The 18,743-nt window shown below is 40.4% G+C and carries 12 protein-coding genes; 10 read left to right on the forward strand and 2 right to left on the reverse strand.

Annotation, left to right across the window (positions count from 1 at the left end):
* The first annotated feature begins 452 nt into the window (after window positions 1–452).
* The 7 genes from AAG747_RS20460 to AAG747_RS20490 all read left to right on the forward strand — a co-directional run bounded on the left by AAG747_RS20460 (window position 453) and on the right by AAG747_RS20490 (window position 12,650).
* A complete protein-coding gene (locus AAG747_RS20460; RefSeq protein ID WP_346823087.1) occupies window positions 453–2,381 on the forward strand; it encodes a PrkA family serine protein kinase in 1,929 nt (642 codons plus the stop codon).
* Window positions 2,382–2,481: 100 nt separating this feature from the next.
* The gene (locus tag AAG747_RS20465; protein WP_346823088.1) at window positions 2,482–3,750 is read left to right on the forward strand and encodes a YeaH/YhbH family protein; all 1,269 of its coding nucleotides are present in this window, start codon (window positions 2,482–2,484) and stop codon (window positions 3,748–3,750) included.
* Window positions 3,751–3,786: 36 nt separating this feature from the next.
* Window positions 3,787–5,304: a SpoVR family protein gene (locus tag AAG747_RS20470; RefSeq protein WP_346823089.1), complete on the forward strand. Its 1,518-nt coding sequence runs from the start codon at window positions 3,787–3,789 to the stop codon at window positions 5,302–5,304.
* Between the two features lie 312 nt (window positions 5,305–5,616).
* Window positions 5,617–6,246, forward strand: a complete 630-nt coding sequence (locus tag AAG747_RS20475; RefSeq protein WP_346823090.1) for an RNA polymerase sigma-70 factor — start codon at window positions 5,617–5,619, stop codon at window positions 6,244–6,246.
* 143 nt (window positions 6,247–6,389) lie between these two features.
* Entirely contained in the window at window positions 6,390–7,424 is a 1,035-nt protein-coding gene (locus tag AAG747_RS20480) for a FecR family protein (protein ID WP_346823091.1), read from the forward strand.
* Between the two features lie 279 nt (window positions 7,425–7,703).
* On the forward strand, window positions 7,704–11,063 hold the full coding sequence (locus tag AAG747_RS20485) for a TonB-dependent receptor (protein ID WP_346823092.1): 3,360 nt from the start codon (window positions 7,704–7,706) through the stop codon (window positions 11,061–11,063).
* Between the two features lie 96 nt (window positions 11,064–11,159).
* Window positions 11,160–12,650: a RagB/SusD family nutrient uptake outer membrane protein gene (locus tag AAG747_RS20490; protein ID WP_346823093.1), complete on the forward strand. Its 1,491-nt coding sequence runs from the start codon at window positions 11,160–11,162 to the stop codon at window positions 12,648–12,650.
* 127 nt (window positions 12,651–12,777) lie between these two features.
* On the opposite strand, the gene AAG747_RS20495 is transcribed toward AAG747_RS20490, so the two are convergent.
* Both AAG747_RS20495 and AAG747_RS20500 read right to left on the reverse strand, forming a co-directional pair.
* The gene (locus AAG747_RS20495; RefSeq protein WP_346823094.1) at window positions 12,778–13,173 is read right to left on the reverse strand and encodes a group III truncated hemoglobin; all 396 of its coding nucleotides are present in this window, start codon (window positions 13,171–13,173) and stop codon (window positions 12,778–12,780) included.
* A gap of 99 nt (window positions 13,174–13,272) precedes the next feature.
* Complete coding sequence (locus AAG747_RS20500) at window positions 13,273–13,569, reverse strand: ArsR/SmtB family transcription factor (protein ID WP_346823095.1); 297 nt, start codon at window positions 13,567–13,569, stop codon at window positions 13,273–13,275.
* A 415-nt stretch (window positions 13,570–13,984) separates the two neighbouring features.
* Here AAG747_RS20500 and AAG747_RS20505 point away from each other — a divergent pair, with 415 nt between their 5' ends.
* From AAG747_RS20505 to AAG747_RS20515, 3 genes are read left to right on the forward strand one after another with little or no spacing between them, the layout of a single operon-like run.
* Window positions 13,985–17,992 (forward strand): PAS domain S-box protein, encoded by a 4,008-nt coding sequence (locus AAG747_RS20505; protein WP_346823096.1) that lies wholly within the window; start codon window positions 13,985–13,987, stop codon window positions 17,990–17,992.
* A 32-nt stretch (window positions 17,993–18,024) separates the two neighbouring features.
* Window positions 18,025–18,408 carry a response regulator gene (locus AAG747_RS20510; RefSeq protein ID WP_346823097.1) on the forward strand — a complete coding sequence of 128 codons (384 nt, stop codon included), beginning with the start codon at window positions 18,025–18,027 and terminating at the stop codon, window positions 18,406–18,408.
* Between the two features lie 49 nt (window positions 18,409–18,457).
* On the forward strand, window positions 18,458–18,742 hold the full coding sequence (locus AAG747_RS20515; RefSeq protein ID WP_346823098.1) for a hypothetical protein: 285 nt from the start codon (window positions 18,458–18,460) through the stop codon (window positions 18,740–18,742).
* The last annotated feature ends 1 nt before the right edge of the window (window position 18,743 follow it).

The following is an 18,743-nucleotide window of genomic DNA, read 5'->3' on the forward strand; positions in this document are numbered from 1 at the left end:
CTGGCTCAGAAGATAAAAAGGCCCTCCTGATTTCGAAGAAATAAGTACTATTTTTTTTGTGAAATTGAGAAATATGGAAACAAAAAGCTGAAAAAGAGAGTTTTGACCTTATTAAATAAAAGTCTAATGAGTGCACATGATTACAATTCTTTGGAAATAAAGCTGTTTGAATTGCACTTTTTTGTCAATAATTTTTTTTATTTTTAATAAAGGGCAATAGATACATTTTTACTTTCATTCTTCTGAACCTACTACTACATCACTAATACAAGCATTGTACATCAGCCGTTCTTTAACATTATCAGCTAATAACTGATTACCTAGTGTTTGCGGTAAGAATTCAGGGCTTCTGCAAAGTGAAGTTGAAACTTTACAGGGGCTTATTGTGTAAAATTTAGTGTAAGCTAAGGCTATTTGAACCATTACCCAGTTGTTTACTAATCATGAAAATTATGAGTGTTTTAGATAAAATTAAAACCAATTACAACAGTTCGATGACCGAAATGTCGGTTTCAGAATACTTGGAATTGTGCAAAAGCGATCCCAAGGTATATGCCAAACCAGCTGAAAGAATTTTGGATGCGATAGGAGAGCCGGAGGTAGTTGATACAAGGGAAGACCCTCAATTGAGTAGAATATTTTCCAATAAAAAAATAAAAGTGTACCCGGCTTTTAAGGAGTTTTATGGCATGGAAAGTACGATTGAACAGATCGTCTCTTATTTCCGTCATTCCGCCCAAGGCCTGGAAGAAAAAAAGCAGATCCTGTATTTGATGGGACCGGTAGGAGGAGGTAAAAGCTCTCTTGCTGAGAAGGTTAAATACTTGATGCAGGCCAACCCGATTTATGTATTGAAGGCCAATGACCAAGAGAGCCCGGTATACGAAAGCCCCTTGGGTTTGTTTGCCGATTATGCCCAAGAAATTGAGGAAGAGTATGGCATCCCATCCCGCTATATTCCCAAGTGTATGAGTCCTTGGGCGACCAAACGCCTCCGGGAGTTCAACGGGGATGTGAATATGTTTAAAGTAGTGAAACTTTATCCTTCCATCCAAGAACAAATAGCGGTGGCGAAAACAGAGCCGGGAGATGAAAATAATCAGGATATTTCTACTTTGGTAGGAAAAGTGGATATCCGCAAGTTGGCGGATTTTCAACAAAGCGACCCGGATGCTTACTCTTACACGGGAGGGTTATGTTTGGCCAATCAGGGGGTGATGGAGTTTGTGGAGATGTTTAAAGCGCCGATCAAGGTGTTGAACCCCTTGCTAACCGCTACCCAGGAAAACAACTTTAAAGGTACAGAACCGATCGGAGCTATTCCTTTTGAAGGGATCATCCTGGCGCACTCCAATGAGTCAGAGTGGGCAAAATTTGTCAATGATAAGAAAAACGAAGCCTTCTTAGACCGGATTTATAAAGTGCAGGTGCCTTACTGCTTGAGGATTGATCAAGAAGTCAATATTTATAAAAAACTTATCCGGGAGAGCTCTTTGCGTGATTCGGTATGTGCTCCGAAAACCTTGGAAATCCTGGCTTCTTTTGCAGTGATGACCCGGGTAAAAGAACCGGAAAATTCGAATATATTTTCCAAAGTGCGGGTGTACAATGGCGAGACGTTGAAAGAAACCGACCCCAATGCCAAGTCCATTCAAGAGTATCGCGATGAAGCGGGAATCAATGAAGGAATGTCAGGCATTTCTACCCGTTTTGCTTTTAAGGTTTTATCCAAAGTATTTAATTATGACCCGGACGAGATTGCTGCGAACCCTGTTCATTTGTTGTATGTATTGGAACAAGAGGTAATTAAATTAATGATGGATGGAGAAAGTGAAGAGAAATACCTGAACTTTATCAAATCCATTTTGGCCAGCAAATATGCAGACTTTATCGCGGATGAAATTCAAAAGGCTTATATCGAATCGTACAGCACTTACGGGCAGAATATCTTTGAGAAATATGTGATCTATGCCGACCACTGGTTACAGCAAAATGACTATCGCGATCCGGATACGGGAGAAGTGTTAGATAGGGCCGTTTTAAATGAGGAATTGGAAAAAATAGAGAAGCCTGCCGGTATTGCCAACCCGAAAGACTTCCGGGCAGAAGTAACCAATTTTACCTTGCGTTTTAAAGCGAATCACGAAGGACAAAATCCACGCTGGGACTCGTATGAGAAAATCAAAAATGTGATTGAAAAGAAAATTTTTGCCAATACCGAAGACCTGCTTCCGGTGATTTCCTTTACTGTAAAATCAAGCAAAGAAGACGAGAAAAAACACAAAGACTTTATCAAGCGCATGCAAGAAAGAGGTTATACCTATAAGCAAATTCGTATTTTGGTGGATTGGTTTATGCGGGTGCGCAAGACTATGGCATAAGCCGGAGATAACACACTTTACAACGAACAAATTCATCTAAGCCGGTTTCCTATACTTCTAACCAAATAAACTTGATTCACTTTAAGTAAAAATTGCAAATATGAGCACCATCATAGATAGAAGGAAAAACCCCAAAGGAAAGTCCATTAATAACCGGCAGAAATTTTTGAAGCGGGTAGAAGGGCAAATCAAAAAAGCGATTCCCGATATTCTGAGTAAAGAGAGTATCAAGGATAGCAGTCAAGGGGGAAAAGTGCGTGTCCCTATCCGGGGTATCAAAGAGCCTTCTTTTGCCCACGACCCGAAAACAGGCAATAAAGAGTACATCCGGCCCGGCAATGACCGCTTTGTAGAAGGAGACCGCATCCCCAAGCCACAAGGAGGAGAAGGAGCAGGGGGCGGAAAGGGCTCTAACTCTCCGGGAACTACTGAAGATAGCTTTGTGGTGGTGCTTTCCAGAGAAGAGTTTTTAAAGTATTTCTTTGAAGACCTGGAATTACCTAACCTGATTAAAAAATACCTGGAAAATACCGAAGAATTTAAAACCAAAAGAGCGGGCTTTGTAAAATACGGAGTGCCCTCCCGCTTAAATATTAAATCCAGTTATCAGCAATCTTTGGCCCGGCATATTTCTTTAAAAGGAGCTTTTGAAAATAAACTGAAAGAACTAGAGGCCAAGTTGGCCCGGGCACGTTCGGAAAAGAAAAAAGCAGAAGTTGAAGAAGAAATCGTACAGATGCTCGAACGGATTCGTACCATTCCTTTTTTCGAAGAAATTGACATGCGGTACAACAACTTTGAAAAAGTACCCATGCCCATTACCTCTGCGGTTATGTTTTGTATTATGGATGTATCCGCCTCTATGGGGTACAGAGAAAAAGATATCGCCAAACGCTTCTTCACACTACTGTATATCTTTTTGACCAAACAGTATAAAAGTGTGGAATTGGTGTTTATCCGGCATCATACCGAATCAAAAGAAGTGGATGAACATGAGTTTTTTAACTCCAGGGAGAGTGGAGGAACCATAGTGGCCCCCTCCTTAAAAATGATGCAGAGCATCATTCAAGAGCGCTACCATACCGGGCAGTGGAATATCTATTGTTGCCAAGCCAGTGACGGGGATGTATGGTCCGATGAAGATGCCTACGAATGTGCCAAAATTGTTAAAACAGATTTGATGCCTGTGATTCAATACATGGCTTATATTGAAATTAACAGCCATGGAAGCGGAGGTTCATTATGGCAGGCTTATAAGCGAATCAGTGATGAACATATTTTCTCCATTCGTAATATATACGATGTCAACCAAATTTGGCCGGTATTTAAGGGCTTGTTTAAAAAGAGAAAAGTATTAGAAACTTCCTAACAAGTTGAACTTTGGTCCAAACTTTAAACACCAACTATGGCAGATAAAGAAACATACAGAAAGTTGTTTTGTAATTCCAATTGGGGGTTTGAAACGATAAAAGCTGCCGATGAAGTAACTTCAAGAATCGGAAAAGAAGTTTTTAAACTGGATACTTATCCTAACCAGATCGAAGTGGTGACTTCCGAGCAGATGCTGGATGCCTATTCATTAATTGGTTTGCCTACCAGTTACCCTCATTGGAAATTTGGAAAAGACTTTGTCGTCAACCAAAACAATTATACCAAAGGACGTACGGCACTTTCCTATGAGATGGTGATTAACTCCAATCCATGTATTAGTTATAACATGGAGAATAACACCACTTGTATGATGACCCTGGTAATTGCCCACGCTGCTCAGGGGCATAATGCTTTCTTTAAAAACAACTACATGTTTAAAGATTGGACTTCGGCCGATTCTATCATTGACTATATGGTTTTTGCCCGAGACTATGTCTTAAAATGTGAGGAGGAGTTTGGTTCCAGGGAAGTGGAGTTTGTACTGGACGCCTGTCATGCTTTGATGAACCATGGGGTGGATAAATATAAAAAGCCTTCAAAACTTTCGCCCAAAGAAGAACAGGAGCGTTTGCGAAAATTGGTCAACGCCAAACGGGAAAATTATAATGAACTTTGGGATACTTTGCCCGAAATAGAAAAGAAATTTCACAACGAGCGTTTCAAAAAGCGAGAAAAATTTCCCCAGGAGCCAGAAGAAAATATCTTGTACTTTATAGAAAAAAATGCCCCTAAACTGGCGGTGTGGAAGCGGGAAATCGTGCGTATCGTCCGGAAAGTAGCCCAGTATTTTTATCCGCAAGCACAAACCAAAGTGATGAATGAAGGATTTGCTACATTTATGCATTATCATATCATTCACCAGATGTTCGAAGAAGGATATGTGGACGATGGGTTTATGTTAGAGTTTTTGCATAGTCATAGTTCCGTATTGTACCAGCCGGATTATAAAAGCCGTTTTTTTTCCGGCTTGAATCCTTACACCTTGGGGTTCAATATCTTTATGGATATTAAACGGATTTGTATGAATCCTACCCCGGAAGACAAACAATGGTTTCCGAATTTAGCGGGTAAAGATTGGCTGGAACAAGTGCATTATGCCATGGAAAACTTCCGTGACGATAGTTTTATTTTGCAATACCTTTCCCCTAAAGTGATTCGAGATATGAAATTATTTGTGATTTCGGATCGCGAAGATGAAAGCGAATATGAAGTATCGGCTATTCATAACGAAACCGGTTATCGCAAAGTCAGAGAAACGTTAAGCAATTCCTATAGCCGGACAAACTATGTTCCGGATATTCAAGTAGAGAAAGTGGAGCTCTATGGTAGCCGTAAGTTGCATTTGGTACATAATATGGTAAATAGCCGAAAACTTGATCCGGATGAAGCGGAAAGCACTTTGGAACATATCCGTTATCTCTGGGAATTTCCTGTACAATTGCGTTCAAGAAACAAGGTCGGCATCAATGAAGATGCATTTAAAGTTGATTAGTAGAATAGATCTTCATTTAAAAAAATTAAAGGGGTAGCTTTCTATGAAAGCTACCCCTCTTTGTAACAATATAAAAGCCGTTTGAACTTTTATTTTTGTGCCGTTAAATTTTTTTGAGAGAGTCCCTACTAACTGATTTCTCCTAAACATCCCGATAATTCTCCCTGTGATACCAGTAATTCTTCCTTGTATGTGTTTAATTTTGTAGTCATATAAATTGTTGATTTTTTGTTAAAATCTTCAGTTAATTTTACTATCATCGCCTTGAGTAGTTAATTGGTGTCATAATTTGTAAAATCGCTAGGTGTTTTTTTGAAACAAGAAGGTCTGAATATAGAATCCTTACTTCATCGTATTGGGCAAAATAATGACGAAGCTGCTTTCAAAGAGCTTTTTCATCACTTTTATGCGCGCCTGATTCAATATGCCATCACCTTGCTCCAACATACACCGGAAGCAGAAGAAGTGGTTCTGGACGTTTTTACTAAAGTCTGGAATAAACGGGGGCAACTTAATACAGTCGAAAACTTTGAAAAATACCTTTATATTTCGGTGAAAAACCGGGCAATTGATCAATTGCGTAAGCGCAAAAATCATTACCAAACAGACCTGCCTACCTTGGAGTTGAAAGAACTCATCACTCACCACAACCCTGAAAAAGCCTTACTGGAACAAGAACTGTTGGATAAAATCAACAAAGCAATTTTAAACCTTCCCGAAAAATCCCGGATGGTTTACCGTATGGTCAAAGAAGAAGGCTTGAAGTACAAAGAAGTTGCCGAATTGCTGGAGTTGTCACCTAAAACGGTTGACAATCATATTACTACAGCCATGAAAAAAATCCGTTTGGAAGTGATTAATTATTTGGGGCAACAGCAAAACAGGCCCAATAAATGGGAAGATTTGAATGTATTATTACTCCTCCTTTCACTTTTTTTTTAAAAAATAGTATACCGACTAGGGAATTGTTTTCTGCGCTTCGTCCTATTAGCATAGTCAGAAGAAAATCGGGTAAAGATGCCCAACCTATTAAACAGGTTAATAACTGATAGGGAAGAAATTTTTAGAGACGTTAACGCTAACGAATGGAGCATAATTACGATATAGATTCTATTATTGGTTTGTACTTGTCAGGTGAAGCGGATGATCAGACAGTAGCACAACTGAACCGTTGGCTTGACGAAACACCGGAAAATAAAATCTATTTTCAAAAAGTACAGGCCTATTGGCAAAATACTGAACTGAAAGTAGAGCCCCTCCATCCGGAACTGGCCTATCAAAAGTTAAAGTTGCGGTTGTCCGGTGAAGAAAAGCCTGGTGGGCGTGTAGTGTCATTACCTTCGAATCTGCATAATAAAAATGAAAAGTGGTATCGCTATGTAGGTGTTGCAGTGGTGCTATTGGTATGTTTGGGAAGTGCTTTGTATTTCTGGTCTCGTCCTCAAGAAGTACTTGTTGAGCAAGAAGAAATAATCCCTTTGTTAACCAAAGAGAACCCACTTGGCCGGAAATCCATGATTACCTTGCCCGATAGCTCGGTAGTTTGGCTTAATGCTTCCTCTAAACTAACCTTTCCCCAAAAATTTGTTAACAACGAACGTATTGTACAATTAGAAGGAGAAGCTTTTTTTGAAGTTGCCAAGGATTCATTGCGCCCATTTATTGTAAAGGCAGGAGGAGTGCAATCAAGGGTATTGGGTACTTCGTTTAATGTACGGGCTTATCCGGGCGAGCACGAAGTAAGTGTGGCTGTATGTACTGGCAAGGTGGAAGTCTCACCTGCCGATATTGCCATGGAAGATTCGTTTGTACTGATGCCGGCAGAAATGGCTTCGTATCATAAAACCCGTCTGATTGCCCAAAAAAGTTCTTTTGACCTGGAGATGATTACCGGTTGGAAAGATGGGATCATTCAGTTTCGGGAAGCTACATTCTATGAAGTCGTAGAGCAGTTAGAGCGCTGGTATGGGGTTGAGTTTGTGATTTACCGGAAAGCCCCTATCAAAAAAGGGTTTAACGGACGGTTTAAAAATCAGTCGCTGGAAGTAGTGTTGGAAGGGATAGGTTTTGCTTCCGATTTTTCTTATCAAATAAAAGGAAATAAGGTAATTATCAGATAATCATTTGTTTATGAAATTATGATTTTTTGAATATACAACTGATACCAATTAACATAGAAGAGGAATATACTTATGAAAATGAAATTTGAACGTAGATTATATGAACTCAAGTTAATGTAGATTCTTTCAACGAGCAATGAAAAGAAAAAGACCGGTGCGGCAACACCGGTCTAAAAATTCTGAACCTCTCTTCTCAGATGCGGGAATAAGGCAATCACTCAAACTGAGAAGTACAGGGCATTTTATTGTTTTATAAAATTTAACAAAACACCTAAAAATATGAAATGGAGGTTACTTAGACAAATTTTAATTATGTCAAAGTGGGCATTTACGGGCATTTTTTTACAAGCCCTCCTATGTGGGGTGCTGTTGGCCAATGATGGTGAAGCTCAAAAAGTCAGTTTAGAAGATGTATATCTTACATTACAAGTAGATAATGTGAAATTGGAAGATGTCTTCAGGAAGATTGAAAAGGAGACGGCATTCAGTTTTTCGTATAACAGTGGTATTATTGACCACCATAAGCGTATCAGTGCTGATGTACAAGGGGAATCCTTGGCAACACTGTTGAGATTGCTTTCCAAAGAAGCCAATTTGAGCTTTAAGCGTATCAATGACAATATTTTTGTAAACCTGCAAAAAGAGTCGGAAGCGCCTGAACTTATCGAAGTGGAAGAGGCTCCGGCTCAAAATATCCAGATCAAAGGTGTGGTAACTTCTGAAGAAGATGGGCAACCATTGCCTGGTGTTACGATTCTGGTAGATGGAACCACCATCGGAACCACCACGGATTTTAATGGTGAATACCGTTTGAACGATGTACCGGAAGATGCCGTGTTATTGTTCAGTTTTATTGGTTTTACGACTCAACAAATTGAAGTCGGAAGCCGGTCGGAGATCAATGTGGTGATGCTTTTGGATGCAAAGGAGTTGGAAGAAATTGTGGTAGTAGGATATGGAACGCAAAAGAAAGCCGATGTAACCGGTTCGGTGAGTTCGGTAAATGCCGAAACGTTGAATAGCCGTCCGTCTACCAGTGCTGTGGAAGCGCTTTCCGGACGCGTGGCCGGGGTGAGTGTCACTACAAATTCAGGCCGCCCGGGTGGAAATACCCGTATCCGTATCCGGGGATATAATTCTATTAACTCCGGGAACGAACCTCTTTTTGTGATTGACGGTATTGCCGGTGCAAGTATTGATAACGTAAACCCTTCGGAGATCGAATCTATTGAAGTGCTGAAAGATGCTTCTGCTACAGCTATTTACGGAGCCAGAGGAGCTAATGGCGTAGTGATTGTGACCACTAAGCGTGGGGAAGATGGCAAAGCGCGGATTACGTATAACAATAACTTCAGCATTGGAACACTGGCCAGAAAAGTTGATGTCTTAAATGCGGCAGAATATATGGAAGTAGAAAGAAGGTCTTATGATAAGAGTAAAGATCCTCTGCCTGCTTATGACGGAAAACTGTTTGACGAAAATGGTAAGCCGCTTTACGATACTGACTGGCAGGAAGAAACAACCCGTACTGCTTTCTCTCAACGACACGATTTCGGTATCACCGGAGGAAATGAGCAAAGCCGCTATGGATTGTTTTTAGGGTATTTGGATCAAGAAGGGATCTTGTTGAACAGTTACTTTAAACGCTACAATGCTCGCTTTACTTTGGACAACAATGTAAACGACTGGTTGACAGTTGGGGGTAACTTAGCGATCAACCATACGAAAGACCGTAGAATTGATGGGAACGTTGGAGGCTTATCTGAGTTGCGCCAAATGTTGGAAACTTTGCCAATTATTCCTGTTAAACACCCTGACGGAACATGGGGCTCCAACGCTGACCGTGAAGGTACCGAACAAGGAGAAAACCCGGTAAGGCTGTTGGAAGAAACTAACGATACCCGGAATACCACACGGGCTTTAGGTAAAATTTACGGTAATATTCAATTTGCTCCTAACTTGGAGTTCCGTACTAACTTTGCTGTGGATCTCTCGAATTTTAAAAATAACAAATACGAAGGTCGAGGTTTACATTCCATCAGTAAAGACCAGAGAGGTAGAGCTCAGGTAACAAGTGGTTTTGCCACCTACTGGCAATTTGAAAATTACCTTACCTGGAAAAAGCGTTTGAATGACGCACATAATTTCACAGTGATGTTGGGGGGGAGTTGGCAAGAATACACTACGGAGCAGGTGTATACTAAAATTGAAGGGTTTAACGATGACTTTTTCCTATGGAATAATTTAGGAGCAGGTGCATCTGTACAACCTTCTAGTTCTGATAAGGGCCGTTGGGCAATCAACTCTTACTTTGCCCGGGTAAATTATAGCCTCTACGATCGCTATTTGTTAACCGTAACCGGACGGTATGACGGTTCATCCAGGTTTGGGAAAAATAACAAATTTGCGTTCTTCCCTTCGGCAGCTCTTGCCTGGAAAGTATCGGAAGAAGGGTTTTTGAAAGGTTCTTCTGCCATCTCCGATTTTAAACTTAGAACTAGTTTTGGTGAAACGGGTAATACGGAAATCGGTCTGTATCAATCCATGGCGGCTTTAGGAGAGCGTACTGTTGTATTTGATGGAAATCGTGGAATCGGTGTGGGTCAGTCTCGGATGCCTAACCCGGATTTGAAATGGGAACGTACGGCACAATTTGATGTAGGGGTTGATTTAGGCTTTTTGAATGACCGTATTGCCGTTACATTCGACTACTATATCAAGACCACGAAAGACCTTCTCTTATCTTCTCCGGTATCCTATATCACAGGGCATGGAAGTGTGTTGCAAAACATGGGAAGTGTAAGAAACAGCGGTATTGAATTGATGTTGAACACTCGCAACCTGGATGGTGCTTTCAAATGGACCACCATGGTAAACTTCTCTAAAAACAAAAATGAAGTACTTTCCTTAGCTTCCGATCAATCAGAGATCTTCCCGGGACCCTGGTTTTTAGGACAAACCAATGTGATTCGAGTAGGGCAGCCAGTCGGTTCATTTTACGGATACATTCGCGAAGGGGTATGGAGTCAAGCAGAAGAGGAGCTGGCTGCGAAATACGGTGCTAAACCAGGCGACTTGAAATTTAAAGATTTGAATAATAACGGGCAGATAGACGGAGGTGACCGGACCATCATTGGAAATGGTTTGCCGGATTGGGAAATGAACATGGTGAATACCTTTAGTTACAAAGGTTTTGACCTCTCTATCGAATTGCAATCAATGTATGGGAATGATATTTTCAACCTTACCCAACACTCTATGTTGGACCGTACTACTCTGGCCAATAGCTACAGTGATGTATTGAATGCATGGACGCCTGAGAATCAAAATACGGATATTGCTTCTTTGAGACGAGAGGGATACAGGTCCGAATTGGATACTAAAAAAGTGGAAGACGGTTCTTTCCTTCGCTTAAAGAATATCAGCCTTTCATATAATATCCCTGTGGAGAAAATCAACTTCGTCAACATTTCCTCCCTGCGGGTAACTTTCAGTGCGCAGAATTTGTGGTTACTGACAGATTACTCCGGATATGATCCTGAGACCACTACCTATGGTGATGCATTTGCACAAGGTATTGAGTTTTTCCAATATCCTAAGCCTAGAACCTACAACCTAGGAGTAAGCGTGCAATTTTAATCAGTGCTTTCCCTATTAAGTATTATCAATTGCTCGATAGGGAAAGGCTACCCATCAGGTTTGTTTTTTTAAGATATCAAATTTGAATTCAAGAAAATGAAATATATAAAATATCTATTAGTAGGAATACTGCTGAATTTGGCTTCTTGTTCCGGCTTTTTGGATGAAGATCCGGCTACTTTCTTTTCTCCGGAAAATTATTACACCAAGCCTGAGCATGCTCAGGCAGCCGTAAATGCCGCATACAGTTATACGCTCAATTATTATACAGCGAGTGGTACCTATGCCGGTACTCCGCATTTTATGTTGGAATTTCTGACCGGACAGGCCATCACTAAAGTCGGGCAGAACCAGTCCAATCACCAATTCATTGGGTTAAGCTACAATAACGACAATGAATATATCCGGAACTGGTGGCAAATCAGCTACTATGGTGTACACGCTTCTAACTTGGTATTGAAATATGTACCGGGTATTTCAATGAATGAGGGCGACAAAAACCGCAATTTGGCAGAAGCTCATTTTCTGAGAGCCTTCTATTATTTTAATTTGGTCCGTTTGTTTGGTGAGGCTCCTTTATTAATCGAGCCGATTGAAGATTTAGGTTCAGCTCAAGATGCTGAAAAAGCCTCTCAAGAGGAAATTTATGAGCTGATTGTAGAAGACTTAAAAGCTGCTGAAAATACCGCCTCTTTACCCGATACGGATCGTACCGGAAGAGTTTCCAAATTAGCTGTTAAATCTCTGTTAGCCAAAGTGTATTTGACAATGGCGGGCTATCCGTTACAAAAAAACGGATATTACAAGCTGGCTGCTGATAAGGCTAAAGAAGTGATTGAATCAAATCAATATGCGTTGTTTGACGAGTATGGAAAGCTGCACAACAAAGCCTTTGAAAATATGGGAGAGCATATTTTTATGGCGCAGTTCTACCCGGAAATCCAACAGCATTTGAACCATGCGTATACCTTACCTTTTCAAATGGATATTTCAATCGTAGCGGATGAATTCGGAGCATTGTTGCCGGAAGAAGAGTTCTATAATAGCTATGCAGCGGGCGACAAACGGGTGGAAGAACAACAGTTTTTCTATACGGAGTTCACTCCGATAGCCGGTAAAAATAAAGGAAAGAAGGTTACTTTTGGCTATCCGGCTATCTTCAAACATTTTGATTTCGATGCGGAAAATACAGCACGTCAAGCCTTGAATTATCCCATCTTGCGTTATGCGGATGTATTGTTAATCTATGCCGAGGCACAAAACGAAGTAGGTAGAACTGCTTTGGCAGAACAAAGCTTACAAGAGATCCGGGAGAGAGCTGGGTTTGTAGGAGAAAACTTTAACGGCTTGTCCCAAAGTGAGTTCCGGGAAGCTGTTTGGAGAGAACGTAACTGGGAGCTTTGCTATGAAAACCAAACTTGGTTTGACATGCTTCGCACCAGAAAAGCTTTCAATGTAAAAACAAAAGCATTTGACGATTTTGTAGGACATATCAACCTTTCCAGTGGAAAGGCCTTACAGGCAAACAATTTGTTATTGCCCGTACCGGAAAGAGAGACCAATATCAATCCGGACTTAAAAAATTAGACTGACTATTTCAATACTTTTATTACTCCAATTAACATAAATCTAGCAAAAAGTCTGGCCCGTTGGGCTGGACTTTTTTTCATTTTTGAAGTACGGAACATTTAAGGCCTTTTGCTAAAAAAACTCTTTATTGAATAAACTTAGCGTCCCGGCTTTTTTCTACTTTATAGAACATCAATTGTGACATGAGTTGTGCCCGCTTTTTTGCCTCTTCGGCTTTTTCTCCTTCAAATAATTCATTGACCGTTTCTTCAAAGAGTTCCACCCATCGTTCAAAATGAACTTGTTGAAGAGTTGCTTTCCGATCCAGATCAATATGTTTGACAATGGGGTTACCTTTATAGACAATCTTATCAAGCAAGACGGTTTCCCAAAAATCACAAATCACCGGAATATGGGCCTCCCAGTCCAATTGTACTACCTTGATAAAAAAATGACCGATCAAAGGGTCTTGTATTGCTTTTGTGTAGAAGCAATGGATAAGTTGTTCGATTGCGGCCCGGTTATTAATGTCTTCTTTCATAGGAATCGGTATCGATTCATCCTAAATAGGAGATTTTTATGATAAGTCTAATAGCCCTTTTGGGAGTATTTACTTCCTTACACTCACCTCACTCAGGGGTTATCCCATATTACAATTGCAGTTTTCCAGGCAAGTCAAAATGCTTGTGACTTGTTTTTCCTTGAGAGAATAGTAAATATTTTTTCCCTCTCTCCGGGCACTCAACAACCCCTTCAGTTTCATATTGGATAAGTGGTGTGAAGTTAGGGACTGCTCACAATCTAATTTTTCACAAAGTTCACTTACCGAAAGTTGTTCATGATCATTGAGTAATCCGATAATTCTAAGCCTTACCGGGTGGGCAATAGTTTTGAGAATAAAGGCTGCTTTTTCTAATTTTTCTGCTGCTAATTCCATAGGCTAAATATATGAACATAACTTCATGTTTAACCCCCCTGCGGTAACTTTTGTTCAGTGGGATCGCAAAAGGCCGATTAAATACCAAGCGTTTTTTTAAGGGTTCAATGCCCAACTACTGTTAATTTTTTCAAAGTTTTTCTAACTTATGACTTCAAATTTATAAACATGTAGCTCAATTTAATAGGCATATATATTATTTTACAAAAATCCTATACCTACTTTAATCAAATAACAACAGGCGTATGGGTGTATTAGACAATTCCCCGGCTGTTAACAAAAAGAAAACCAGGAAGTGCTTTACAGAAGATATATCTCAAGTAAATGACACTGATTTTTTTAGGGAAAGAGGAGAATTATAAGCAATGTCTTTTTTGTGTCGCAGACGGCCATCTTAATTAATTATCAAACAATTGTGGAGCTCATAGACAAAAGTAAAGAAGAACTGATAGAGGAAATACTTAGCCTTCGGCAAGCTGTATCCCTTCAGCAGGAAAAGGAAGAAGCAAGTGCATATAATACGTACCTTAAGCAAGTACCGCTTCTTCTCCGAAGTACAAACCTTAATCATCAGTTTAATTTTTTTAACGATTATTGGCAACAATTTGCCGGAAAGCCCTCCACAGAGCTCGAAAATGAGGGGTGGTTGACTTATGTACATCCGGAAGACCGGCTAGCCCTGCAAGAAAGTTTGCACCACTGTTTTCTTGAAAAGAAAAAGTTTGAGGTAACTTTTCGCTTTCAAACGAAAGAGGGCACTTATCGTTGGCTGTTAGAGAAAGGAGCCCCTCAATGGACATTACAAGGCGACTTTCTCGGGTTTACGGCCTCGGCTATGGACATCACTTCCCGTAAGCGTATCGAAATGCAGATGAGCTATCGGAAGATGGTAAAATACTCTGAGGAACGCTTGCATAAAGCCCTTGTTCATGCGCGGTCCTTTGCTTTGACTATTGATCAAAAAGCAGAAATAAAATTTGTCAATGACTATACCTGTCAACTGTCAGGATGGGATGAAGCGGAATTGTTAGGAAAAAACCTCTTTGAAATATTCACTCCTAAATACTCCCCAAAAGAATCTGTGGGGTCAGTAGAGAAATTGCTACATGCTTTAGAGGCGGAGCTTTTTACTTGTAGAGGACAGTTTTTAGCCATTCGCTATAATACCATTGTACTTCATAATGAACAGGGAAGCATTGCGTCCATCACGGTAGTAGGAGAAGATATCTCTGAAAAAGAAAAAATGTCTCAAGCTTTGCGGGAAACCAATCAGTTGTTGAGGGATTTGTTTGATGGCGCAAACGACCTGATTTTTATTTTCAATGAAAAACGCCAGTTTCTCTTTGTAAACAATGCATTCAAAAAAACATTGGAATACAATCATGAAGAAATTCAACAACTTACCATAGACCATTGCATTGTACCGGAAGCAAAAGAACAGACTGAAACGGCCATTAAGCTGTCAAGAGAGTTAGGGAAGATTAACGGAGAAACACAGTTCTTGACTAAAAGTGGCAGGGAGCTTCATCTGAGCGGGACTATCAGTTATAAACTGGATCAACGCAGGGGAATTTATACGGCTATTTTGCACAATGTCACTGATAAAATCCGTGCGGAAAAGGCCCAAAGTTTATATTACAGCATTGCCAAGCTGGTAGAAAAAGGCACGCCACTTCAGGACTTGTATCATAAGTTTTATTTGTATTTGAACGATGCCATTGGGGTGGATAGCTTTATGATTGTGTTGAAAAATGAACACGATGATAATATTACCGTCCCTTTTTATATCAATTCCAGCTATGCCTCCAATGACTATATCCAAGGCTTAAGTTTTGTCAAACATGCTATTCAGTTTGACAGGCCGATGTTTTTGCGGGAAGAGATTATCCGTAAAATCATTGTCAGCAACCGGATAAGTCAATACGAGCCTATTCCCAAAGTGTGGCTGGGTGTGCCCTTAATGTTGGAAAAAAGAGTGATAGGGCTGATTGTAGTGCAATCATTCAAAAGTGCAAGGGATTACAACAAACGGCATCTGGAGTTGCTGAGTTTTATTTCCGGGCAATTGACAACGGCAATTCTCCGCTATCAAAACGAACTGAAAATCAGTAGTCAGTCGGCACGTTTGGAAGCGATATTTGAAAGTGGATCTCACTTGATGTGGTCTGTTGACCGTAGAGCACATCTGTCCCGTTGTAACCAGAACTTTGCGGATAAGCTTTGGGAGTATTTTAACTTTATGCCAAAGTACCGCTCCAATTTACGAAGGGTTTTTTACAAACAACCAAAGGCTTTTTACCAACTATGGAAGACTAAATACAGCGAAGCTTTCACAGGGAATGCGCAGCAATTTGAGATTAAAATAATTGCGGACAATAGTGAGGAGCATTGGTGGGAAGTTTTTTTAAACCCGATTATTTCCCGGGATCAAGCCATCAACGAGGTATCGGGAATGGCCATGAACATTACCCAAAAGAAAGTGACGGAAATCGGTTTGGCTGAAAGTGAGGAAAAATTCAGGAATATTTTTGAATCCCTACAGGATGTCTATTTCCGGATCAATATGCAGGGGATTTTTACTATGGTAAGTCCATCGAGTTACGAGCTTACGGGAGAGTCGCAGCAGGATATGATAGGCCGCCCTATGACGGATTTTTATGTTGACCGGAAGAAGCTTCCTTTGTTGGTAAGTCAATTAAAGAAACAGGGCAACGTAAAAAACTTTGAAAGCGAATTTATTGATAAAGAAGGAAAACGAAGAAACATCATTTCGAACTTCCGGATGATTTATGACCGGCAGGGACAGCCGGCTTCTGTAGAAGGAATGGCCAGAGACATTACCGAATTGAAACGTGCCACGGAAGAAATCAAACAAGCCAAAGAATTAGCCGAGCATTCGCTGGAGGTGAAAAGGCGCTTTCTATCAAATATGAGTCATGAAATCCGTACACCGATGAATGGTATTATCGGTATGATTGACTTGATGGCAGATACCGTGCTTGACCAACTACAACGGGAATATATTTCTACGATCAAGAAGTCTTCCGAAACCCTGTTGAATATTCTAAACGATATCCTGGATTTGTCAAAGATCGAAGCGGGGAAAATGCGGCTACGCAAGTTACCGCTGGATATTCACAGTGTATTGGATAAGTTGTATGCTCTATTCTCCCAGCAAGCTTTGGCAAAGGATACGGTATTGTCTTACAGCATCGCCCCGGATGTACCCCGGTATCTACTGGCGGATGAAACCCGGCTCTTACAGATCCTTTCCAATCTTACTTCCAATGCTGTCAAGTTTACGGAAAACGGATCGGTACTGATCCGCTTGACTTTACTGGCGTCCAATTTTCACCGGCATACGCTAAAATTTGAAGTGATAGACAGTGGTATTGGCATTGCCCAAGCGGATTTGGAAATCTTGTTTCAACAGTTTTCCCAACTGGATAATTCATATACAAAACAGTATGGAGGAACAGGTTTGGGCTTGGCAATTTCCAAAGAGTTGTGCCACCTGATGGGTGGGGATATCAGTGTTGAATCACAACGAAACAAAGGGAGTAACTTTTGGTTTACCATTAACGCAGAAGAATGTTCTGAGTCGGAGGTACAGGCATTGAAAATGTTGCAAAAAGAGCCCGAAAATGAAGTGTTGCAGTTTTCTCCCAAAGTATTGATTGTGGACGATAATCCGGTAAATATCAAAGTAGCGGGCAGCATTTTAAAAAAAGCCGGTTGTCAAGTATTTACGGCTACCAGTGGCCAGGAGGCTTTGCAATTATTGGAACAAGAAGCGCTGGACATGATTTTTATGGATGTGCAAATGCCCGTAATGAATGGAATTACCGCCACCCAAAAAATCAAACAGAACCCTGGGAAAAGGCATCTCCCGGTGGTTGCCATGACTGCTTTCTCCTTACAGGAAGAACAAGAAGAGTTTCTGAATGCAGGTATGGATGACTTTATCTCTAAGCCCATCAAGGCAAATTTTCTAATTGAAAAAGTAAAAAAATGGGTTCCGGATAGGAATTCAGTTGCATCTTCGGGATTGGATGCTAAATTTGAGGTCGTGCATAACGCTGGGGATATCCTGAATATCGGAACGGTCACGGAGTTGAAAAAATACGGAGGGAATGCATTGCTTTCAGCCGCCTATCAGGAGTTTGAAACAGAAGCAAGCGTACTAATCGGAAAGTGTGTGGAAGCCGTACAAAAACAACAACTGGCAGAAGTGAACCAATTGCTTCATACTATCAAAGGAACGTCAAGTACGCTGGGGGTGGAAAAGCTCGCTCAACATGCTGCCTTAATGGAACTGTATATCAAAAATCATCAGTACGATGCTTTGAATGTCGAAGCCGAACACTTGGTTTTTCTGTTTGAAGAATTTAAAAATAACTATAAAGAAATTTTAAAACTATAATCAATTTCATCACCCCATTAATATACTGAATTATGGCTGAAGTAAAACGCATTCTGGTAGCGGAAGATAGTTCTGTTATCCAAAATATCACGAAGAAAGTCCTCCAATTTCAGAATTACGAAATTAAGTCTGCAAAAAACGGAAAGCAAGTACTTGACTTACTTAACAAAGAAGTGTTTCATGCGATTTTATTGGATATCAATATGCCCGTGATGGATGGGATGGAGTGTGCGAAAAAAATCAGGTCCATGGAGGATAAAAACAAAGCGGACATCCCCATTGTGGCAATTACGGGAAATGCGAAAAACTATTCGATAGAAGATTTTAAAGCTGTGGGTATTAATGAATATTTACCCAAACCGCTTAATTTTGATAACCTGGTAGATACAGTGAACCGGATTACCGGGAGAATTTGATTCGAACCAATTGCTTAACGAACCCTCTTTTTTTAGAGTAGTATGCTGTATGGCAGTAAAATTTACGAAACATTTTTTGAACAAGCTGGAAGAGCTTTTCAGTGAGTCGGATTATATCTTACGTTATGAGAAAGGAAACTTTCAGTCGGGGTACTGTGTGTTAAAAGACAATAAAATCGCTATTGTCAATAAGTACTATCCCCTGGAAGGTAAAGTCAATTCCTTAGTAGATATCTTGCGTTCAATAGAGTTGGATACCAAAGGCTTTTCGGAGAAAAGTGAAAAATTGTATCAGGAGATTACCCAAGAGGATAACCCTAAAACCAAGCCATAAC

Origin of the sequence: Rapidithrix thailandica (genome assembly GCF_039710355.1) — a bacterium.
GTDB lineage: Bacteria > Bacteroidota > Bacteroidia > Cytophagales > Flammeovirgaceae > Rapidithrix > Rapidithrix thailandica.